The 19,436-nt window shown below is 71.0% G+C and carries 21 protein-coding genes and 1 pseudogene; 11 read left to right on the top strand and 11 right to left on the bottom strand.

The window, feature by feature from the left end:
- Nucleotides 1-76 precede the first annotated feature (76 nt).
- Complete coding sequence (locus HMPREF3086_RS09990; protein WP_070721632.1) at nt 77-1,234, bottom strand: acyl-CoA dehydrogenase family protein; 1,158 nt, start codon at nt 1,232-1,234, stop codon at nt 77-79.
- A gap of 109 nt (nt 1,235-1,343) precedes the next feature.
- On the opposite strand from HMPREF3086_RS09990, the gene HMPREF3086_RS09985 reads away from it, so the two are divergent.
- Entirely contained in the window at nt 1,344-2,117 is a 774-nt protein-coding gene (locus HMPREF3086_RS09985; RefSeq protein ID WP_083324389.1) for a PIG-L deacetylase family protein, read from the top strand.
- Nucleotides 2,118-2,127: 10 nt separating this feature from the next.
- On the opposite strand, the gene HMPREF3086_RS09980 is transcribed toward HMPREF3086_RS09985, so the two are convergent.
- The 3 genes from HMPREF3086_RS09980 to HMPREF3086_RS09970 form a co-directional block, all read right to left on the bottom strand.
- Nucleotides 2,128-2,874, bottom strand: a complete 747-nt coding sequence (locus tag HMPREF3086_RS09980; RefSeq protein WP_083324388.1) for an APA family fibronectin-binding glycoprotein — start codon at nt 2,872-2,874, stop codon at nt 2,128-2,130.
- Nucleotides 2,871-3,560, bottom strand: a complete 690-nt coding sequence (locus HMPREF3086_RS09975; protein WP_061228519.1) for an alpha-ketoglutarate-dependent dioxygenase AlkB family protein — start codon at nt 3,558-3,560, stop codon at nt 2,871-2,873. Before HMPREF3086_RS09975 ends, HMPREF3086_RS09980 begins: the two co-directional genes overlap by 4 nt.
- A 74-nt stretch (nt 3,561-3,634) precedes the next feature.
- A complete protein-coding gene (locus HMPREF3086_RS09970) occupies nt 3,635-5,059 on the bottom strand; it encodes an MFS transporter (RefSeq protein ID WP_061914552.1) in 1,425 nt (474 codons plus the stop codon).
- A 500-nt stretch (nt 5,060-5,559) separates the two neighbouring features.
- Here HMPREF3086_RS09970 and HMPREF3086_RS18530 point away from each other — a divergent pair, with 500 nt between their 5' ends.
- A complete protein-coding gene (locus HMPREF3086_RS18530; protein ID WP_129591165.1) occupies nt 5,560-5,754 on the top strand; it encodes a hypothetical protein in 195 nt (64 codons plus the stop codon).
- 102 nt (nt 5,755-5,856) lie between these two features.
- Here the strand turns inward: HMPREF3086_RS18530 and HMPREF3086_RS09965 are convergent, their stop codons facing one another.
- Nucleotides 5,857-6,741 carry an inositol monophosphatase family protein gene (locus HMPREF3086_RS09965; protein ID WP_061914549.1) on the bottom strand — a complete coding sequence of 295 codons (885 nt, stop codon included), beginning with the start codon at nt 6,739-6,741 and terminating at the stop codon, nt 5,857-5,859.
- Nucleotides 6,742-6,878: 137 nt separating this feature from the next.
- Here HMPREF3086_RS09965 and HMPREF3086_RS09960 point away from each other — a divergent pair, with 137 nt between their 5' ends.
- From HMPREF3086_RS09960 to HMPREF3086_RS09940, 5 genes and pseudogenes are all read left to right on the top strand, one after another.
- The gene (locus tag HMPREF3086_RS09960; RefSeq protein WP_061228522.1) at nt 6,879-7,523 is read left to right on the top strand and encodes an ABC transporter permease; all 645 of its coding nucleotides are present in this window, start codon (nt 6,879-6,881) and stop codon (nt 7,521-7,523) included.
- Nucleotides 7,520-8,715, top strand: a pseudogene (locus HMPREF3086_RS09955) (ABC transporter ATP-binding protein). The gene HMPREF3086_RS09960 and the pseudogene HMPREF3086_RS09955 overlap by 4 nt, the downstream one beginning before the upstream one ends.
- Nucleotides 8,712-9,464 carry an ABC transporter permease gene (locus tag HMPREF3086_RS09950; RefSeq protein WP_070721630.1) on the top strand — a complete coding sequence of 251 codons (753 nt, stop codon included), beginning with the start codon at nt 8,712-8,714 and terminating at the stop codon, nt 9,462-9,464. The pseudogene HMPREF3086_RS09955 and the gene HMPREF3086_RS09950 overlap by 4 nt, the downstream one beginning before the upstream one ends.
- A complete protein-coding gene (locus tag HMPREF3086_RS09945; RefSeq protein WP_070721628.1) occupies nt 9,461-10,453 on the top strand; it encodes a glycine betaine ABC transporter substrate-binding protein in 993 nt (330 codons plus the stop codon). The genes HMPREF3086_RS09950 and HMPREF3086_RS09945 overlap by 4 nt, the downstream gene beginning before the upstream one ends.
- A 61-nt stretch (nt 10,454-10,514) precedes the next feature.
- A complete protein-coding gene (locus HMPREF3086_RS09940; RefSeq protein WP_246830953.1) occupies nt 10,515-11,399 on the top strand; it encodes an alpha/beta fold hydrolase in 885 nt (294 codons plus the stop codon).
- Between the two features lie 12 nt (nt 11,400-11,411).
- Here HMPREF3086_RS09940 and HMPREF3086_RS09935 read toward each other — a convergent pair whose 3' ends face one another.
- Genes HMPREF3086_RS09935 through HMPREF3086_RS09925 form a run of 3 tightly spaced genes read right to left on the bottom strand, consistent with a single transcriptional unit; the run spans nt 11,412 to nt 12,642 of the window.
- Entirely contained in the window at nt 11,412-11,735 is a 324-nt protein-coding gene (locus HMPREF3086_RS09935; protein WP_070721624.1) for a hypothetical protein, read from the bottom strand.
- Between the two features lie 9 nt (nt 11,736-11,744).
- A complete protein-coding gene (locus tag HMPREF3086_RS09930) occupies nt 11,745-12,176 on the bottom strand; it encodes an MmcQ/YjbR family DNA-binding protein (protein ID WP_070721622.1) in 432 nt (143 codons plus the stop codon).
- A 37-nt stretch (nt 12,177-12,213) separates the two neighbouring features.
- Nucleotides 12,214-12,642 (bottom strand): hypothetical protein, encoded by a 429-nt coding sequence (locus tag HMPREF3086_RS09925; protein WP_070721619.1) that lies wholly within the window; start codon nt 12,640-12,642, stop codon nt 12,214-12,216.
- A gap of 113 nt (nt 12,643-12,755) precedes the next feature.
- Between HMPREF3086_RS09925 and HMPREF3086_RS09920 the strand changes: the two genes are divergently transcribed.
- Nucleotides 12,756-13,829 carry a carbon-nitrogen hydrolase family protein gene (locus HMPREF3086_RS09920; RefSeq protein ID WP_246830952.1) on the top strand — a complete coding sequence of 358 codons (1,074 nt, stop codon included), beginning with the start codon at nt 12,756-12,758 and terminating at the stop codon, nt 13,827-13,829.
- A gap of 15 nt (nt 13,830-13,844) precedes the next feature.
- Here HMPREF3086_RS09920 and HMPREF3086_RS09915 read toward each other — a convergent pair whose 3' ends face one another.
- Nucleotides 13,845-14,735, bottom strand: a complete 891-nt coding sequence (locus HMPREF3086_RS09915; RefSeq protein ID WP_070721616.1) for a cation diffusion facilitator family transporter — start codon at nt 14,733-14,735, stop codon at nt 13,845-13,847.
- Between the two features lie 68 nt (nt 14,736-14,803).
- Between HMPREF3086_RS09915 and HMPREF3086_RS09910 the strand changes: the two genes are divergently transcribed.
- From HMPREF3086_RS09910 to HMPREF3086_RS09900, 3 genes are all read left to right on the top strand, one after another.
- Nucleotides 14,804-15,238, top strand: coding sequence for an NfeD family protein (locus HMPREF3086_RS09910; protein ID WP_070721614.1), 435 nt, complete (start codon nt 14,804-14,806; stop codon nt 15,236-15,238).
- A gap of 52 nt (nt 15,239-15,290) precedes the next feature.
- Nucleotides 15,291-16,643 (top strand): SPFH domain-containing protein, encoded by a 1,353-nt coding sequence (locus HMPREF3086_RS09905; protein ID WP_070721612.1) that lies wholly within the window; start codon nt 15,291-15,293, stop codon nt 16,641-16,643.
- A 71-nt stretch (nt 16,644-16,714) separates the two neighbouring features.
- Nucleotides 16,715-17,371: a TetR/AcrR family transcriptional regulator gene (locus HMPREF3086_RS09900; protein WP_070721610.1), complete on the top strand. Its 657-nt coding sequence runs from the start codon at nt 16,715-16,717 to the stop codon at nt 17,369-17,371.
- Between the two features lie 2 nt (nt 17,372-17,373).
- Here HMPREF3086_RS09900 and HMPREF3086_RS09895 read toward each other — a convergent pair whose 3' ends face one another.
- Both HMPREF3086_RS09895 and HMPREF3086_RS09890 read right to left on the bottom strand, forming a co-directional pair.
- On the bottom strand, nt 17,374-18,807 hold the full coding sequence (locus tag HMPREF3086_RS09895) for a TIGR01777 family oxidoreductase (protein WP_070721609.1): 1,434 nt from the start codon (nt 18,805-18,807) through the stop codon (nt 17,374-17,376).
- 35 nt (nt 18,808-18,842) lie between these two features.
- Nucleotides 18,843-19,436, bottom strand: a 594-nt coding sequence (locus HMPREF3086_RS09890; RefSeq protein ID WP_141764054.1) for a lipocalin family protein, incomplete at its 5' end; no start/stop codon positions are given.

The following is a 19,436-nucleotide window of genomic DNA, read 5'->3' as shown; positions in this document are numbered from 1 at the left end:
CAGCCGGCACCGCGCCGACCCCGGGCAGTCGGCGCCGCGCAGCCCACGCGCCGCGCGGACCCCGCCCGCAGGAGGGCTACAGCGCCCGGCCGATGACCTCCTTCATGATCTCGTTCGTGCCGCCGTAGATCCGCATGACGCGGGCGGCGGCGAACTTCTGGGTGATGGGGTACTCCATCATGTAGCCGTAGCCGCCGAACAGTTGGAGGCAGCGGTCCACCACGTCGTCGAGCATGTCGGTGGCCTGCATCTTGGCCATGGAGGCGGTCACGGCGTCGAGTTCACCGGCGATCTCGCGCTGGATGCAGTAGTCGACGAACGTGCGGGTGGCCATCACCTGGCTCTTGCAGTGCGCCAGCTCGAAGCGGGTGTTCTGGAAATCCAGCACCGGCTTGCCGAACGCCTCCCGCTCGCGGGTGTACTCGAGCGTCTCCACGACGGCGGCCTCGGCCATCGCCAGCGCGTCGACCGCGATGGCCAGACGCTCGCGCGGCAGCTGGTTCATCAGCTGGTAGAAGCCCTGCCCCTCCCCGCCGCCGAGCAGGTTGGCGGCGGGCACGCGCATGTCGTTGAAGAACAACTCGGCGGTGTCGGCGCCGTGGCGGCCCATCTTCTCGAGCACGCGCCCCCGCTCGAAGCCGGGCGTCGACGCCTCGACCGCGAACAGGGCCATGCCCTTGTGGCCGGCGTCGAGGTCCGTCTTGGCCGCCACCACCACGAAGTCGGCGGAGCCGCCGTTGGAGATGAAGGTCTCGGAGCCGTTGATGATGTAGTCGTCGCCGTCGCGGCGGGCGGTGGTGCGCACGCCCTGCAGGTCGGAGCCTGCGCCGGGCTCGGTCATGGCGATCGCGGAGATCCACTCACCGGAGCAGATCCTGGGCAGCCACGCCTTCTTCTGCTCCTCGGTGGCGTAGTTGGCGACGTAGTGCGGGGTGATGGTGGAGCCCACGCCCATGCCGAAGGCGGTGTCGCCGGAGTAGACCAGTTCCTCGGTGACGAGGTACTCCATGCCGGGGTCGCCGCCCTGCCCGCAGTACTCCTCGGGCACGTCGAGGCAGATGAGGCCGGCCTCGCCGGTGCGCACCCAGGTCTCGCGGTCGACGTGCTTCTGCGCGGCCCACTTCTCCTGGTTGGGGGTCATCTCCTTGGCGAAGAACGCGCGGGCGTGTTCGCGCAGCAGCCGGTGGTCGTCGGTTTCCCACGCGGGGCGGTAGTCGGGGAAGAGTGCGGACACGAGAGGCCTCCGGGAGGGGACGACGACGACGAGGAACGCCTCTGAGCTGACGTCCGCCCGTTCCGGAAGAGGGCGCGCGCACGGGCGCGGGAGAGGTCATACTCGTGCCATGAGCGAATCCCCCGACCTGCCGGAGAATACGGAACCGACCGGGACGACGCCCGGAGATGGGGCCGCGGCTCTCCCCGAGCCGTTCCCCTCGGACTGGACCCGCTGCCTGGTCCTCGTCGCCCACCCTGATGATCCGGAGTACGGGATGTCCGCGGCCGTGGCGCGGTGGACCGCGGAGGGCCGCAGCGTCGTCTACGTGCTGGCATCGAGCGGCGAGGCGGGCATCGAGGGAATGTCGCCGGCGATCGCCGGGCCGATCCGCGAGGAGGAGCAGCGGCGGTCCTCGGCCGTGGTCGGGGTCGACGAGGTCGAGTTCCTGGGGTTCCCGGACAGCCGGATCGTCAACAACGCGGCGCTGCGTGACGCGATCGCGGACGCGATCCGCCGGCACCGGCCCGACATCGTGGTGTCCCTGTACTCGGGCCCCGAATTCGGCCCCGGCATGCCCAACCAGAGCGACCACATGGAGTTCGGCGCGGCCGTGGGCGCGGCGTACGACGACCTCGTGGCCGCGGTCGGCGTGGACGCCGCGGAGGGGCGACCGCAGATGTGGTTCGAGTCCGCGCCCGGGCCCACGCACTACGTGGAGGTCACGGGCTTCGTCGAGTCGGCCGTGGAGGCGCTGGCGCAGCACTCCGAGTACCTCTCGGTCCTCGACCCGGCCACGCCCGTGCGGGAGCAGGCCCGTCGGCAGGTCGAGGCGGTGTGCGCGCCGATCGAGGGGATCGCCGGCGGGAACCCGGTGGTGGGTTTCCGGCGGATGCGGCCGTGACGGGCGGGCGTCAGGCAGGCGCGCCCGGCTGGCCGGCCGGCGTGTAGGCGGCCTCGGACAGCCGCAGGCGCTCGACGATCTCGTCCGCCCACTCCGCGGTCGGTGAGGGCACGGTGCCGTCGCCCGGGCGACCGACGTAGGTGAGCCAGTAGCGCTGCGCGCCCTGACCGACGACCGCCGAGTACACCAACGCCCCCTCCGGGCCGACCACGTCCTGCGGGGCCGAGGGGATGACCCGGAACGAGACCGACCAGCCGTCGCCGACTCGGGTCGACAGCTCCTCGACCCGCTCGTCGACCGCCTGCCCCGGGACCGGGAGGAGGATCGGGCCCATTCCGTTGGCCAGGGTGATCGCCGCCAGCCGGTTGTCGCTCTCGCGGGGGTCGAACAGGTCCTCGGTGAGCCCGCCCACCAGCACGACTCCGTCGGACTGGGCGGGCGCTGCCCGCTCGGGGCTCATCGCGGTGCTGCCGAAGAGCAGTTCGCCCGACTCCGCACGCCAGCCCTCGGGGACGCGGATCACCAGCCCGGCGAAGGGGTCGACGTGATCGGAGCCGGCGGCCACCTGGACCTTCGGACTCAGCTGCCGCGCGGACGGCGCGTGCGTCCGGTCCGAGATCACCCATGTCGCCACGGCCGCGATCAGCGCCACCACCAGGACCAGCGCGATCGCCAGCGCGGCCCGGGCCCGGCCCGCGACAGGGGACGCGGAGGGCCCGGAGGAACGGCCGGATTCGGACTTCTCTGCGGAACTCATCCGCCCAGCGTAGGTGGCCGGGTCATCCGCAGCGTGATGTTGACCCGCCCCGGCTCGGCGCCCAGCACCTCACGGCACCACGACGGCGCCGTGGAGTCGAAGACCTTGGGCACACCGTGGAACGCCATCCGCGACGGCCCGCCGAACACCACCAGATCGCCCGACTCCAGGCGGACGTCGGTGTACGGCCGGCCGCGGTGCTCGGGCGTGCCGAAGCGGAACGTGCACGCGTCTCCCAGGCTGAACGACACGACGGGCGCGGGGCTCGCCTCGTCGCGGTCCTGGTGAAGGCCCATCGTCGCACCACGGCCGTAGAGGTTCACCAGAGCGGCGTCGGGGGTGCAGGGATCGCCGCCGTCGAGGACCGCGGAGCGCGGATCGACCGCCGCAGCCGAGGTCAGCGCGGTTCGCGCGGCCCGCACGAGCCAATCGGGGATCGGCGGGGTGGCGGCGTCGTCGTCGTCATATCTATACGGCGACCAGTGGCGCCCCAGACTGAACGTCCGCACCGACATCCGCCCGCCGCCGGGTAGGACGATCGAGCGCGGCGCCGCCACGGCCGCCCAGTCCGCGCACGCCCGGAGGAGATACTCCTGCTGCTCGCGGCTCATCCAGTCCGGCACGTGCACCGCGCCCGGACCGAGAAGCGACGGCTCGCGGTGGACACCGAACAGTGGCTCAGTCATCGAAGAAGAACCCAGTCATCGAGGAAGAACCCAGTCATCGGAGAAGAACTCAATCATTGAAGAGGAACTCAGTATCACCTGGTCGTGTTCTCCTCCCCCGGCTTCTGCGCGGTGATCGGCGCGGCGATGTCCTCGAGGGACTTCCCCTCCGCGTCGACGCCGAGGAAGATCTCGGCGATTCCGCCGATCGCCATGATGCCCGCCGCGAGGAGGAAGCCCAGGCCGACCAGTCCGCGGTCGCCGCTCTCGATGAAGTTACCGAACAGCAGCGGGCCGATTATGCCGCCGACGCCCGTGCCGATCGCGTAGAAGAAGGCGATCGCCAGCGCGCGGGTCTCCATCGGGAAGATCTCGCTGACGGTGAGGTAGGCGGCCGACGCGCCCGCCGTGGCGATGAAGAACGTCAGCGACAGCAGCACGACGAAGCCCCACAATCCACCCGTCTCATTGAGGAATACGAAGTACAGCGGCACCGTCACCAGCGCCGACCCGAGGTACGTGCCGGCGATCATCTTCTTACGTCCGACCTTGTCGAACAGCGGGCCCAGAGTGAGCGCGCCGAGGAAGTTGACGATCGCGAACAGGGCCAGTAGCAGCGGCGCCGAGCCCGCGTCGATGCCGTAGTAGTTCTGGTAGAGCGTGCCGAGGTTGAAGGTGATCCCGTTGTAGAGAAACGCCTGACCGATGAACAACGCGAGGCACAGGATCGCCCGCCTGGGATACTTCCCGAAGGCGGTCCTCGCGATCTCGCTGAAGGGGATCGAGGCCCTCTGGTGGATGGTGATCCGCTCGTCGCGGCCGACCTTCTCCAGCGGTTCGTCGGTCTCCTTCCGGATCTGCTTCTCGATCCTCTCGACGATCTCCTCGGCCTCGTCCTCCCGGCCGTGGATGAACAGCCACCTCGGACTCTCCGGGACATGCCGGCGGACGAAGATGATCACCACGCCCAGCAGCGCGCCCACGCCGAGCGCGAACCGCCAGCCCAGGTTCTCGGCGAACATCGCCGTGTTGAGGAAGAACAGCGAGTAGAACGAGCCGAACGTCGCGCCCAGCCAGTAGGTGCCGTTGATGAGGATGTCCACGCGACCGCGGTAGTGGGCGGGGATCAGCTCGTCGACCGCGGAGTTGATCGCCGCGTACTCACCGCCGATGCCGGCGCCCGTGAAGAACCTGCAGATGAAGAACATCCACGGCTCCACCGCGAAGGCCGTGGCGAACGTGGCGACGCAGTACACCACCAGGGTGAGCATGAACAGCTTCTTGCGGCCCCACTTGTCGGTCAGTCGGCCGAAGAACAGTGCACCCAGACAGGCACCGAAGATGTAGATCGACGCTGCGAGACCGATCTGGCCCTCCGTGATCGGCAGGCCACTGCCGGGCTCCACCAGGCGCGCGGCCAGTGAGCCGATGAGGGTGACCTCGAGGCCGTCGAGGATCCACACGGTCCCGAGGCCCACGATGATCTTCCAGTGGATCCCCGCCCAGGGAAGGCGGTCCATCCGGGCGGGTACGGCCGTCTTGATGGTGCTGAGCCGGCGCTTACGCCTGCGTGTGCCCGACCCTGACCCGGTGTCGGGGGACGCATCACCCCGGGGATGTCGCTCCATGACTAGGTTCTAGCCAACTGTGACCGGGGTCGCATCCGATCCGGGCGTCGGCGCGGCGGGAAGTCCGTGCGCTCTCCTCTACCTCCGGCACGCACTCCGGCACGGTCCCGTCGGCATCACCGACCCGGTAGACGGTGTCGTCGCATTCCTGCCCCCCGGACGCCCCGGAGCCCGACGCCGGGGTCGTGCTGCTCCACGAGCGGTTCGGCTTCACCACGTTTTCGACCCCACCGGGCGGGGCGACGGCCCACCGGCGTGGTGGATGCGAGCGGCCGCAGAGACCAACCTGCGGCGTTAACCCCCCTGACATGGGCAAGAACTTATGTTTGGTAGATTCTTAACGTCCCCAAAGAAACCGAGCCGAACTTCGGACGAAACAAGGAGAATCCTCAATGGGAAATCAAGGACTCGCGGCACTCAGCCTTATGCCCACCCTGTCCCTCACCGCGTTGATCCCCACGGCCGTCGGCCTGGTCACCTCGACCTCGTTCTGGGGCGCCGTCGCGCACAGCATGGGGATGCTTCCCCAGGAAGCCTTCATCCAGGCGGAGCAGCTGGGCATCACGCTGCCTCCCATGCCTCGCTGATTCAGGGGACTCTTAAGTAGTGCCTTCCGCGCCCCTCGACGTTTCTCGTCGGGGGGCGCGTCTGCGTCGTCGTGCCCTACCGGAGGGGCAGCTCCTCCCCTCTCACCGCTCCGGCTGCAGCACCGCCCAGGCCTGTTCGGCCAGCTCTGGCGTCGCCGCCGCCACGACGGTCCCGCCCTCGAGCGGCTGCCGGCCGTCCGGGCCCGTGATCACGCCGCCCGCGGCCTCGATGATCGGGATCAGCGCCACGATGTCGTAGGACTTCAGGTCGGCTTCCACGACCAGATCGACGCGCCCCGCGGCGAGCATGCAGTAGGCGTAGCAGTCCCCGCCGAAGCGCTGGAGGCGGACGCGGCGGCCGAGGTCGTCGTAGCGGCTGCGGACCTCGCCGTCGTCGCCGAACATCGACGGGTGCGTGGTGTACATGATCGCCTCGGACAGCTCCGTGCAGCCCGATACGCGCAGGTCGATGGCCTCCGGTCCGTTGGTGCGGCGCCGCACGGTGGCGCGCCCGTGGACGGCGGAGAACGTCTCGCCCAACACCGGCTGGTCCATCCAGCCCGCGACGGCGCGGCCGCCCTCCACCACGCCGACCAGGGTCCCCCACCCCGTCATCCCGGTGAGGAACGCCTTGGTCCCGTCGATCGGATCCAGGTACCACGTACGGGCGGCGTCGGCGGGACCGGTGAGGCCGTTCTCCTCCCCCACCACCCGGTCGCCCGGGGACATCGACGAGATCCCCGCGCGCAGGAGCTCCTCGATCGCACGGTCGGCCTCGGTCACGGGATCGTAGCGGTGCCCGTTTCCGCCGACGGCCGCGCCGTTCGAGTCCGCGGTGCCCGTGCCCGCGCCGCCCTTGTCCGTGGCGGCCAGCGCCGCGAGGTCACCGTAGAAGTGCCGGCGGGCGATGCGGCCGCTCGCGGCGAGGAGTTCGTCGAGGTGCTCCGTCAGGTCGGGATCCAGGGGACGGGTGGGCCGTGGCGTCATGTCTACATGGTGCACGACCGCACCGCGCCGCCACAGCCGATCCGGGAGTCGGATATCCCGACTCCGCCCTCTACAGGTGCGGACGGGGCTAACGTGGTCGCACCCGTACCGCGCCGACCCGACAGAGCCGAGATGCGATGACCGCCCTGATGGACTTCCTCTCCACGCGCCGCCTCCAGCTGGCCACGGACTCATGGCAGCACGTCAGCGCCACGGTGCAGGCGGTGCTGCTGGCGACGCTGCTGTCGGTGGCGATCGGCGTGGCCGTCTACCGCAGCCGGTCCGGGTCGGCGGTCGCCACCGGCCTCGCCGCCACGGCGCTCACGGTGCCGTCGTTCGCGCTGCTCGGCCTGCTCATCCCGGTGCTGGGTCTGGGCGTGCTGCCCACCATGACCGCGCTGGTCATCTATGCCGTGTTGCCGATCCTGCGCAACACGATCGTCGGCCTGGACGCCGTGCCCGCCGCGACCGTCGACGCCGCGCGCGGGGTGGGTATGAGCCGGATCGGGGTGCTCGCCCGCGTCGAACTACCGCTGGCGTGGCCGTCCATCCTCGCCGGGATCCGGATCTCCACGCAGATGTCGATGGGCATCCTCGCGATCGCCGCGTACGTCAAAGGTCCGGGGCTGGGCAACCTCATCTTCGCGGCGCTGTCGCGGGTCGGCACGCCCACCGCGCTGCCCATGGCGCTGACCGCGACGGTGCTCATCGTCGTCCTCGCGCTCGTCCTCGACGCGCTCCTCGTCCTGCTCGGACGCCTGACCATCAAGGGGAACCAGTGACCAGTACCGGATCGACCACCACCGAGTCCGTCTCCGGCGTCCCGATCGTCCTGGACGACGTCACCAAGATCTACCCCGGCCAGGAGCGGCCGGCGGTGGACAACGTCTCGCTCGAGCTGCCCGCCGGCCGGACCACGGTGTTCGTGGGGCCGTCGGGCTGCGGCAAGACCACCACCATGCGGATGATCAACCGCCTCATCGAGCCGACCTCCGGCACCATCACGATCGACGGTCAGGACAACCGCGGCCTCGACGCCGACACCCTGCGCCGCTCCATCGGCTACGCCATCCAGGCGTCGGGGCTGTTCCCCCACATGACCGTCGCGCAGAACGTCGGCACGGTGCCGCGGCTACTACGGTGGAAGAAGGCCCGGACCCGGGCCCGCGTGGACGAGATGCTCGAGCTGGTCGGCCTGGACCCCGGGGAGTTCCGCGACCGCTACCCCGCGCAGTTGTCGGGCGGCCAGCAGCAGCGGGTCGGGGTGGCCCGGGCGCTGGCCGCGGATCCGCCGGTGCTGCTCATGGACGAGCCGTTCGGGGCGGTCGACCCCATCACGCGGGCGTCGCTGCAGGACGAGTTGGTGCGGCTGCAGGACGAGCTGCGCAAGACCATCGTGTTCGTCACCCACGACTTCAACGAGGCGGTGAAGCTGGGAGACAGGATCGCGGTGCTCGGCCCCGGGTCGTCGGTGCTGCAGTTCGACACCCCGGAGGCCGTCCTCACCAACCCGGCGGACGACACGGTGAGCGGGTTCATCGGTGACGACGCCGCGCTCAAGACCCTCACCCTCCGGCGCGTGGGTGACGTGGACCTGGGAGAGGCGACGACGGCGAGGGCCTCGGACGACCCGGCCGAGTTCGCCACCCGGTTGCGCGGGTCCGGCGACGAGTGGGCGGTCGTGCTCGACGACGCGGGCCGGCCCCTGCGGTGGGTGCGCGGCGACACGGTGGCCCGGATGCCCGATCTGCGGTCGGGCGGACTGCCGGTGGTCGGGTCCGTGACGGTGGACTCGTCCCTCCAGGAGGCGCTCGACGGGCTGCTGTCCACGGCGAGCGCCACCACGGTGGTCGTGGACCGCGACGGGTGTACCGCGGCACCATCGGCATCGACGACCTGGTCGCCGAGCTGCGGCGCATCAACCACCGGCACAACGACGAGGGCCGGGTCCCCAGCCAGAGCGGTCGGGCATGAGCGCGCCCGCTGCCGTGGCCCGCGGCGGGTCGGCGAGGTTGTGGGTGCAGCCGCTGGTCATCGTGGCCGCGGCGGTCGGGGTGCTGTGGTGGGCGTTCTCCCGCGAGCTCGACGAGACGCAGCGGGCCTCGCTCAACGCGGCGTCCCTCACCCAGCGGACGCTCGAGCACGTGCAGATCACGGTGACGGTGGTGGGGATCGTCGTGGCGGTGGGTGTTCCCCTGGGGATCCTGCTCACCCGCCGGCGGACGCGGTTCCTCGCTCCGGTGGCGGTGGGGTTCGCCAACATCGGGCAGGCTGCGCCGGCGATCGGGCTGATCGTGCTGCTGTTCCTGGCGACCAACCGGACGGGCTTCTGGATCGGGGTGCTGCCGGTGGCGGTCTACTCGCTGCTTCCGGTGCTGCGGAACACCATCGTGGGGATCCGCAACGTCGACCCGGCGCTCATCGACGCCGCGCGCGGTCAGGGGATGACGAGCGCCCGCGTCCTGCGGTCGGTCGAGCTGCCGCTGGCGGTGCCGTTCATCCTCGCGGGGCTGCGCACCACGCTCGTGCTGGCGGTGGGCACGGCCACGCTGAGTTTCCTGGTGGACGCCGGCGGGCTGGGCATCTTCATCGACACCGGGTACCGCCTGCAGGACTACACGACGCTGGCCGTGGGCTCGGTGCTCGCGGTGTGTCTCGCACTGTTCGTCGACTGGCTCGGCGAGGTCGGCGAGCTCCTGTTCAACCCGAAGGGGCTGCGATGACCAGCACGAGAACCTCGCCCGTCAGACGCCTCGCCGCCGCCCTGCTCACCACCGTGCTGCTCGCGACCGGCTGCGGCCTCAACAACGGCGGGTCGGTCCCGCTGCCCGTGTCGCCAGGTCCGGCCGGCACGGTCCCCGAGCTCGAGGGCGTGCGCATCACGGTGGGCGGCAAGGACTTCACCGAGGGCGTCATCGCCAGCTATCTCGTGGAGTTCCTCCTCGCGGCGGCCGGCATGGAGGTGTCCGACATGTCGTCGCTGGCCGGGTCCAACAGCTTCCGGCAGGCGCTGGTGACCGGGCAGGTCGACATCGGTATGGAATACACGGGCACCGCGTGGATGAGCTACCTGGGCAACTCCGAGCCGATCCGCGATCCGCAGGGGCAGTGGGAGGCGGTGCGCGACGCCGACCTGGCCGAGCACGACCTGCGCTGGCTGCCGCCCACGACCGTGGACAACACGTACTCGTTCGCCATGAACCGGGCGACCGCCGAGGAGACCGGGGTGCGGACGTTCTCCGACTACGCCGAGCTCGTCCGCACCGACCCCCAATCGGCCGTCACGTGCATGGAGACCGAGTTCTCGGTGCGCCGCGACGGCTGGCCTGGGCTCGCCGAGGCCTATGGGTTCGACGCGGCGGCGGTGCCCACGCCGATCATGCAACCCGGGATCATCTACCAGGCCACCTCGGTCGGCCGGGAGTGCCGCTTCGGCGAGGTCTACACCACCGACGGCCGGATCAAGGGCCTCGACCTGGTGGTCCTGCAGGACGATCAGCGCTTCTTCCCCGTCTACAACCTCGCGACCGTCGTCCGCGGCGAGGTGCTGGACGCGTACCCGCAGATCGAGGACGTCCTCGCGCCGCTGGTGGACCTGCTCACGAACGAGGTGATGGTGGAGATGAACATGCGGGTCGACGTGGACGGCGAGGATCCCGCGCTGGTCGCCCGGGACTTCCTCGAGCAGGAGGGACTGGTGTCCGTCGACTGACGCGGATGCGCCCGCCCGGCCGGTGCCCCACCATCAGGGGACCATACCCAGGAGGATGCCCGTGCCCAGGAGGCCGATCGGATCACTGCCGCGGGCGGCCGCGCGTGCCCCGCGGATGGTGCCCGACCTGTCGCGGCTGCCACCGGGACGGATCGTCTCGCTCTCCGACGGCGTCACCACCCGCGTTCACGACACGGGCGAGGAGCACCTCACGCCGGTGATCCTGCTGCACGGCATGGCGGCCACGGGGATGCTCAACTGGTACCAGACGTTCGAGCGGCTCCGCGGAGAGCACCGCCTCATCACGTTCGATCAGCGCTGGCACGGCCACGGCTTCCACGGCGAGTTCACGTTCGAGGCACTCGCCGACGACGTGCTGCGGGTCGCCGACCACCTCCAGTTGCCCGCGCCGGTGCTGGGTGGGTACTCGATGGGCGGGATCGTGTCCCAGCTGGCAGCGCGCCGCGACCCGTCGCGCCTGGGCGGGCTGGTGCTGGCCGCGACCGGCACCGGGGCTCGGCGCAACGCTCTCGAGCGGATGTCGCTCAGTGGGTTGACGCGGTCCGCCCCGTTGCTCAACGCCGTGCCGGAGGAGGTCGGCGAGGCCGTGGAGGAGGAGGTCGACGACGAGGCCCTCAGACCGCACGCGTGGGCGCTGCGCGAGCTGTCCTCGGTGTCGTTCGCGACGCACCGCAACGTCATAGCGCAGGTCGCGGGCTTCAACTCGACGTCGTGGCTGCACGAGCTCACGCTGCCGGTGGCCGTCGTCAAGACCACCCGGGACCTGGCGTTCCCGCAGTGGGTGCAGGACGAGATGGCCGACCTGCTGCCCCACAGCGCGGTGTTCCCGGTCCACGCCGGGCATGCCGCGTGCGCGACGCACCCGGGGGAGTTCGCCCGCCGGATGCGCACGGCGATCGGCTGGGTCGTGTCGAACCTGCGCTGATCGCGCCGGCCCCTACAGCGCCGAGTACCGCACCGCGGTCACCACGAACACGACCAGCGCGATCGCGCCCAGCACCACGCCCCACAGCCCACGCCGCGGACTGGTGTCCTCGTTGGTCAGCCACCCGGTCGGCCAGCGCGCGAGCAGGCCGAACGCCACGGCCATGAGCCCGGCGAGGAACGCGATGATGTTGAGCAGCGGCACCCAGGACAGGACCAGCGAGCCGACCCCCAGGAGGAGCGCCCGAGTGCCCAGATCCATGTCGCCGGGCGAGCGCCTGCCGCCGGACGAGCGCCGGCGCGGCGAGGCGGCGTCGGAGCGGGGGCGCAGCGGCATGCGGCCAGCCTAGTCGCGCGAGCGACCGCGCTCGTCGTCGAGACGAGCGACCCGCCGGGTTCCCGCGGTCTGCCGGTACGAGGATTCGACGAGCTCGGCGACCTCGTCCCAGTCGGGCCCGGGGCCGCCGCCGTCCGCTCCATCGTCCAGCGGCAGCGCCAGCCACCCGGCCGGCCCGTAGTACGCCGGGACGTGGAACCGCTCGTCCTGTTCCAGCGCCGCGCGCTCCCCCGGATCCGGCAGGAACAGCAGCGCTCGGGACAGGAGCGGGTCCGCGTGGTCGCCCTTGACCGAGCCGCCGTACACCGCGAACACCTTGGTCGTGTACCAGTTGGGGCGTCCGTGCGAGATCTTCTCGGCGGCGTCGGGCAGCGCGAGGCACACCTGCCGCAGCCGCGCCAGCAGCGGGTCCGCGGCGTCGAACATGATCGGGTGGCCCACACCGCCGAGGATACGACCGCGGGCCCCCGAGCTGCGCTCAACCTCCGAACTGCCCGGCGACGAACCCCGCGAGCAGCACCGCGAACCCTCCGATCTCGCCGACGATGAGCGCCACCATGCCGAGGTGCAACGCGACCGTGGGCCGCTCGAACTGGTTGGTCGTGTCCTTGAGCGCGCCGTGGAGGATGTAGCTGCCGATCGCCACCAGGAAGAAGAACACCAGCACGCCGGCGGCGGTGAGGTTGACCCAGGTCGGCCAGGCGCTCAGCTCGACGAACACGGCGATGAGCAGGGTCGCGAACGAGTACAGCAACGACGCCCGGTGCGCGATGTCCACGTACGGGTGCGCGACGTGTTCGGGGCTCGCGGCCATCTGGCGGTACTTCCACACGCCGAGGCACAGCGCCAGCAGGAAGATGAGGCCCGCCGCGAGGAGGGTGAGCAGGGTGTCGATGCCGAGTTCCATGGGTCCTTCCGAAGAGCACTTGACAATGCGCCGGGATTTGTATGCTGACGACCATAGGGCAGGGCGCTGACCTGCGCGCTCGTTCGCGCGTGATCCGCGTCCACGCTCTATCCATGTCCGTGCTCGATCCATGTCCGTGCTCGATCCAGGAGGTCCGATTGTCGGGACAGGTGGTCCGCGCCGCGGCCGTGCAGCTGGAGGGCGTGCCGGGCCGCGTCGACCTCACGCTCGGCCGGCTGGAGACGATGGTCGTCGAGGCCGCCGAGCGGGGCGCGCGCCTCATCGCGGTGCCCGAGTTCTGCACGTCACCGCTGCCGATGCGGGCGGAGGTCCACGACGCCGTCCTGCCGCGCGAGAACGTGGCGGTGGACATGTTCCGCCGCCTCGCCGCGCGATACCGCCTCACCGTCGGTGGGTCGATGGTGGTGGCCGACGACGACGAGGTCTACAACCGCTATCACCTGGTCGAACCCGACGGGTTCGTACACACGCACGACAAGGACCTGCCGACGATGTGGGAGAACTGCTTCTACACCGGCGGCGGTTACTACCGCGACGGCAGTGACGACGGCGCGTTCGAGACCGCGCTCGGCGGCGTGGGGGTGGCGAGCTGCTGGGAGCTCATCCGCACTGGGACCGTGCGCAGGCTCCGGGGTCGCGTCGGCGTCGCCGTCACCGGCACGCACTGGTGGACGGTCCCGCGGAACTGGGGCGGGCTCACCGACCGCGTGCTGGGCCCTCTGGCGCAGTACAACCGCTATCTCTCGGAGAACGCGCCCGCGGAGTTCGCCCGCCGGCTCGGCGCACCCGTGCTGCAGGCCTCCCACTGCGGATCGTTCCGCACCGATTTCCTCCTCGCTCCGGGGACGGGCGTGTGCGTGCCGTACGAGACGGAGTACGTCGGCGCAACCCAGATCGTCGACGCCTCCGGCACGGTGCTCGCCTCGCGGCGGGCCGACGAGGGACCCGGAGTCGTCTACGCGGACGTCACCCTCGGGGCCCGCGAGCCCGTCCTGCCCCTCGAGGACCGGTTCTGGATCCCCGAATTACCGCTGCTCCTGCGCGGTTACTGGCATCAGCAGAACGTGGCGGGCCGGAGCTACTACCGGCGGCGCGGCCGTTCGGCGGGGTTGCGGGCGGCGGGCTCGCACCGAGCGGCGGGGGCTGACGGGCCGGCGCGCGGGTAGGCCACGCGACGCGCTCTAGAGGTGCACGTCGTTGTACGCCCGCTCGTCCTCGATCGGCTCGATGTGGGTGGTGATGTGCGAGTTGGGCAGGGCGGCGTGAATCTCCTGCTCCACCGTCTCCACCAGGTCGTGCCCGCGCTCGACGCTCCACTCCCCCGGGACGAGCGCGTGGAACTCCACGAAGCGCCACTTGCCCGACTCTCGGGTCCGCAGCTCGTGGAAGTCGACGCGGCCGGGCTCGCGGTGCCGCTCGAGCACCTCCTCGATCATCCTGTTGTCCTCGTCGGGCAGGGTCGCGTCCATCAGGCCCATGCCCGACTCGTGCACCAGTCGGTAGCCGATGAACAGGATGTTCAGGCCCACGCCGATCGCCACGATCGGGTCGAGGACCTGCCAGCCGGTCACCCACGCCAGCGCGAGGCCCACCACGACGCCGACGGAGGTGATGACGTCCGTGAGCAGGTGCTTGCCGTCCGCCCTCAGGGTCGGCGACCGGTGGCGGACGCCCGCCCGCACGAGCACGAGACCGACGACCCCGTTGAGGACAGCGGCGACCACGGAGATCGCCAGGCCGACGCCGAGCGCCTCCAGCGGGGCCGGGTTGATCAGCCGCTCCACGCTCACGACCAGGATGAACGCCGCGGCCACGAAGATCATCGCGCCCTCGACACCCGCGGAGAAGTACTCCGCCTTGGAGTGCCCGTACTGGTGGTCGTCGTCGGCCGGTCGCTCCGAGACGCTGATCGCCCCCAGCGCGATCACCGCCGCCACCAGGTTGACCACGGACTCGGCGGCGTCGGACAGGAGGCCGACCGAGCCGGTGACCCACCACGCCCCGACCTTGAGCGCGATGGTGACGATCGCGGTGGCCACCGAGAGCCAGGCGAACTTCTTCAGAGTCGACACGTTCCCAGAGCGTAGTCGCGTGCCGAGAGCCCACCTGCCGACCGCCCGTTGTCGGTAGGGTCGGTGTCATGCACGTGGGATTCGCCTGGCTCGGGGCAGCGGTTCTTCTCGCCGCCGGAGAGGCGGCGGGCGGAGAGCTGTTCATGCTCATGCTCGCCGGAGGCGCCCTCGGCGGTTCGGCCGCCGCCTTCCTCGGCGCGCCGGTGTGGGGTCAGGCGCTGGCGTTCGCGCTCGTCTCGCTCATCCTCGTCGTCGGCGTCCGCCCGCTCGTCCGTCGGCGCCTGCTCAGCGCGCTGCCCGAGCACGACACCAACACGGCCGCCCTCACCGGTCGCGGCGGCACGGTCGTCGAGGCGATCGGGCCGTCCGACGGCCTGGTCGAGATCGCCGGGGACACCTGGACGGCGCGACCGCTGATCGAGGGCGAGACGTTCGAGGCCGGAGACAAGGTCCTGGTGCACCAGATCGAGGGGGCCACGGCGATCGTCGTGCGCGGCCTATGAGTTCGAGGCCTCCCAGCAGCAGCCGATACGCACGACTCAACCGGAGGTACCCATGGGTGGCTTGATCTTTCTCGCCGTCATCGTCGTCCTGATCGTCTCGGTGGTGGTGAGCTCGGTCAAGCTCATCCCCCAGGCCGAAGCCGCGGTCATCGAGCGGCTCGGCCGCTACCAGCGCACCGTGAGTGGTCAGCTCACGCTCATCATCCCGTTCATCGACCGCGTGCGCGCCAAGGTCGACCTGCGTGAGCGGGTCGTGACGTTCCCGCCGCAGTCGATGATCACCGAGGACAACCTCACGCTGAGCATCGACACCGTCGTCTACTTCCAGGTCACCGACCCCAAGTCGGCGGTCTACGAGATCAACAACTACATCATCGCCGTCGAGCAGCTCGCGACCACCACCCTGCGCAACGTGGTGGGCGGCCTGACGCTGGAGCAGACGCTCACCAGCCGCGACATGATCAACAAGCAGCTCCGCGGCGTGCTGGACTCGGAGACCGGCCGGTGGGGACTGCGCGTCGCCCGGGTCGAGTTGCGCTCGATCGATCCGCCGCCCTCCATCCAGGACTCGATGGAGAAGCAGATGCGCGCGGACCGCGAGAAGCGCGCCACCATCCTCACCGCCGAGGGGCAGCGCGAGGCCGCCATCACCACCGCGCAGGGCGCCAAGCAGGCCGCGATCCTCGACGCGGAGGGCAACAAGCAGGCGGCCATCCTCGCGGCCGAGGCGGACCGGCAGTCGCGCATGCTGCGCGCGCAGGGTGAGCGGGCCGCCCGCTACTTGGTGGCCGAGGGGCAGGCCGCCGCGATCGCGCGGGTCAACGCCGCCGTCAAGGCCTCCAAGCCGACGCCGGAGATGCTGGCCTACCAGTACGTGCAGAACCTGCCCGAGATGGCCAAGGGCGACGCGGCCACCATGTGGATGATCCCGTCTCAGTTCGGCGACTCCCTGGAGACCTTCGCCAAGGCCGTCGCCAAGAAGGACGACGACGGGGTCTTCCGCTACGAGCCGTCGGACGTCGACACCGACGCGGATCTGCCCTCGGCCCCCGACGAGTGGTTCGACACCCGGACCGATCCGGAGATCGCCCGCTCCGTGGCCGCCGCGGAGGCCGCCGCCAAGGGCGCCACCTCCGTGATGGACGAGGAGCCGCGACGGGACAAGCCCAGGCCCGGCGTGTTCGACATGGTGCCGGAGTCCGAGGGCGGCGCCGCCCCCGACGCCCCTTCGGGCCACGAGACCCAGGCGATCGACGGCCCGCGGGGTGCCGCGCCCGGTCAGCCCGGCTTCGCCCAGGGCGGACAGGGTCACGACCAGAGCTACTCGCAGGCTCCCGACCAGCGGTGGGGCCAGGGCCAGCAGGGCGGCTATCCGGTCGACGGCGGCGATCAGCCTCCGCGATAGCACAACCCCGGCGAGCCCCCGACCACCCCGTTACGGGCAGCCGCCGTGGCCTCTCGTCCTACCATGAGGGCGTGACTCGTGACAGTGGCCGCGGTGGTGCCCGGACGCCGGAGGCGGAACCGGACGCCGAGGACGTCCGTTTGATCGAGACGGCGTCCACGGTGTTCGCCGAACGCGGGATCAAGGGGACGAGTACCGACGACATCGCGCGGGCCGCCGGCGTCACACGGGTGACGCTCTATCGTCGGCTGGGGCCACGGGACGACATCCTGCGTGCGATCTACGCGCACGAGGCGCAGCGGCTCATGATGACCGTCAACGCCCGGTACACGCCGTTCGAATCGCTGGAATGGGACCCGGTCCGGCACGTCGAGGACCTGCTCGTGGGCACCGTTTTCGACATCCGCCAGAACGAGTTGCTGCGTCGGATGATCGAGAGCGACAAGGTCGAGGCCATGGCGATGCTCGCCGGTCAGTCGGATTCGGTGCTCGAGACGATCATCGAGATGCTGGCGCAATTCGTGCGCAGCACGTGGAACGCCGACGTCCACACGCGCCACATGGAGCCCGACGAGGCCGAGCAGCTCTCGCTCGAGGTCGCCTCCGTGGTGGGTCGCTTCCTGCACTCGCTCGTGGTGATGCCGGACGGCCCTCCCGTGGTGGACTCCGAGGAGCAGATCCGGGCGCTGGCGCGCCGGGTGCTCGTGCCCATGATTCTCCAGCGCTGACGCTACAGCGCGGTCGGCACCTCCTCTGCGCCGAGTTCGTGCTCGAACGCCGCTCGCAGGGCGCGATGCCGGAAGTGGTGCCCGGCGTCGGAGAGGGTCCGTGGAACGACCCGCTGATCGGCCAGGGCCAGTTCGTCCGCCCCGCGTGAGCCGAGCAGGACGGCGGGCGCCCACCCCGGGACGGGGACGAGGGTGGGGCGACGCAGGACCGACCCCAGGACGCGGGTGAACTCGGCGTTCGTCACCGGCTCGGGGGCCGTGCCGTTGACCGCCCCCGACATCGTGGGGTCGACGATCGCGCGCAGGTAGATGTCGGTGAGGTCGTCCAACGAGATCCAGGACATCCACTGTCGGCCGGAGCCGATACGGCCACCGAGCCCCGCGCGCGTCAGGGCCGCCAGCGGAGGCAGCATCCCGCCGGCCCCGGACAGGGCGATGCCGGTGCGCACGGAGACGACCCGGGCACCGGCCTCGCGGGCGGGGTCGCAGTCGCGCTCCCAGTCGACCACGATGTCGGCGACCGGCCCGGTGCCCGGAGCGGAATGCTCGGTCAGCTGCTCGTCGCCGCGGTCGGGGCCGTAGTAGCCGATGGCCGAGGCGCAGACCATGGCGGTGGCCCCGCCGCGGGCGGCGACGAGCTCGGCGAGCCGACGCGTGGGGCCGACCCGGCTGTCGCGGACCCGTGCGACGTGACGATCGGTGAACCGGCCCGCGATGGGTGCGCCCGCCAGATGGACCAGCACGTCCACGCCGTCGAGCAGATCCGGGGCGGGGGCGTCCGGATCCCAGCTCCGCTCCGGCCAGCCACCGCGTCCCTCCCGCGCGCCGCCGTCTTCGTCGTCGTCGTTGTCGTCGTCGTTGTCGCCGTCGACCGGTCCGCGCACCAGGCGGATGACGCGGTGGCCGGCCACGCCGAGCAGCGCGGTCAGGGCCGTGCCCACCAGTCCGGAGGCACCGGTCACGGCGACCGTCACCGGCGCGCTGCGGTGACGGTCGATCGCGGCCAGGTCGGCGGCCATCTGCCGGTACCGGTAGGCGAACACGGGGGCGAGCGCCCCACCGGGGACGCGGGCCTCCACCCGGTCGCCGAGGAGCGCGGCGCCGTCGGGCGTGGCGGTGACGGTGTGCGTGTGGACCCAGCCGGTCGCGGCGGCGTAGGGCTGCGACACGCAGCGGTCGACGAAGCGCTCCCCCTCGACGTAGCCGGCGGGGTCGTGCCGGGCGTGCCACCGGGGGCCGAAGCGCCTGCCCAGCGGGCCGGGCAGGGCCGAGCGTGGCTCGAGCACCGCGAGGCCGTCGCGCAGGGATGCCGCCTCCCGGACCGGCCGCAACGGCATGAACGGCGGCGAGAGCCGACGGAACGCGCCCGGGGAGGCGAAGTAACGCCACGCCTGGCCCGGGGTCGCGGGAACCGTGCAGGTGATATCGATGCTCATCGGTTACTCCTCCGTGTCGGTGCGGGCCGTGCGCCTCAGGGCAGCAGGCACAGCGGGGTGGCGTCGCCCCGCCCGCCGACCATCGGAACGGTGAGGAACGCGCAGGACCACCAGCCGCGGTCCTCGATGACGTCGCGCACGGTCGCCCACTGCCCGGCGTCGAGAGCGGGCTCGCGGCTGAGGACGAAGCCCGACGAACGGGTGGGGTCGCCGACGATCGCCAGCGAGTAGTCGTCCGCCAGGTAGGTGATCCGGTAGTTGACGGGTCCGGCCTCGTCCTGGAACGGGACCATCGGGAAGTTCACCCGCAGGGAGGCGTTCGTGGCCGTGTCGCGGACCTTCGCCTCCCCCTCGATCACCGAGTCCGAACTGATCGCCGAGCCGCAGCTGTTGCGGACCGAGACCGTGCCCGGCGCGGTGACCGCGTACTCGGCTCGGGTGTCGTTGGTGCACTGCAGGGTGTACGGCTGCGGGATCGCGGCGACCTGGAGCCACTCCCCCGCGTAGCGCTCGAGGTCGACGGAATCGACCTGCGTGAGCTCGGGGCCGCCGAGCGACCCGAGGACCACGCCGTCGGGCAGCAGTTGCGAGGACCCGCCGCCTAGGCGGCCGCCGTCGGTGAGGTCCCA

The organism is Dietzia sp. HMSC21D01, from assembly GCF_001815995.1.
GTDB lineage: Bacteria > Actinomycetota > Actinomycetes > Mycobacteriales > Mycobacteriaceae > Dietzia > Dietzia cinnamea.
The sequence above is the reverse complement of the archived record's forward strand: the minus strand, read 5'-3'. Positions and strand labels throughout refer to the sequence as shown.

Excerpts from the sequence above, each read along its gene's own strand:
- HMPREF3086_RS09970 (WP_061914552.1), bottom strand. The coding sequence starts at position 5,059 with ATGGACCGCCTTCCCTGGGCGGGGATCCACTGGAAGATCATCGTGGGC.
- HMPREF3086_RS09945 (WP_070721628.1), top strand. The coding sequence starts at position 9,461 with ATGACCAGCACGAGAACCTCGCCCGTCAGACGCCTCGCCGCCGCCCTG.
- HMPREF3086_RS09920 (WP_246830952.1), top strand. The coding sequence starts at position 12,756 with ATGTCCGTGCTCGATCCATGTCCGTGCTCGATCCAGGAGGTCCGATTG.
- HMPREF3086_RS09925 (WP_070721619.1), bottom strand. The coding sequence starts at position 12,642 with ATGGAACTCGGCATCGACACCCTGCTCACCCTCCTCGCGGCGGGCCTC.
- HMPREF3086_RS09960 (WP_061228522.1), top strand. The coding sequence starts at position 6,879 with ATGACCGCCCTGATGGACTTCCTCTCCACGCGCCGCCTCCAGCTGGCC.
- HMPREF3086_RS09985 (WP_083324389.1), top strand. The coding sequence starts at position 1,344 with ATGAGCGAATCCCCCGACCTGCCGGAGAATACGGAACCGACCGGGACG.
- HMPREF3086_RS09950 (WP_070721630.1), top strand. The coding sequence starts at position 8,712 with ATGAGCGCGCCCGCTGCCGTGGCCCGCGGCGGGTCGGCGAGGTTGTGG.
- HMPREF3086_RS09980 (WP_083324388.1), bottom strand. The coding sequence starts at position 2,874 with ATGAGTTCCGCAGAGAAGTCCGAATCCGGCCGTTCCTCCGGGCCCTCC.
- HMPREF3086_RS09935 (WP_070721624.1), bottom strand. The coding sequence starts at position 11,735 with ATGCCGCTGCGCCCCCGCTCCGACGCCGCCTCGCCGCGCCGGCGCTCG.
- HMPREF3086_RS18530 (WP_129591165.1), top strand. The coding sequence starts at position 5,560 with ATGGGAAATCAAGGACTCGCGGCACTCAGCCTTATGCCCACCCTGTCC.
- HMPREF3086_RS09895 (WP_070721609.1), bottom strand. The coding sequence starts at position 18,807 with ATGAGCATCGATATCACCTGCACGGTTCCCGCGACCCCGGGCCAGGCG.
- HMPREF3086_RS09905 (WP_070721612.1), top strand. The coding sequence starts at position 15,291 with ATGGGTGGCTTGATCTTTCTCGCCGTCATCGTCGTCCTGATCGTCTCG.
- HMPREF3086_RS09975 (WP_061228519.1), bottom strand. The coding sequence starts at position 3,560 with ATGACTGAGCCACTGTTCGGTGTCCACCGCGAGCCGTCGCTTCTCGGT.
- HMPREF3086_RS09910 (WP_070721614.1), top strand. The coding sequence starts at position 14,804 with ATGCACGTGGGATTCGCCTGGCTCGGGGCAGCGGTTCTTCTCGCCGCC.
- HMPREF3086_RS09965 (WP_061914549.1), bottom strand. The coding sequence starts at position 6,741 with ATGACGCCACGGCCCACCCGTCCCCTGGATCCCGACCTGACGGAGCAC.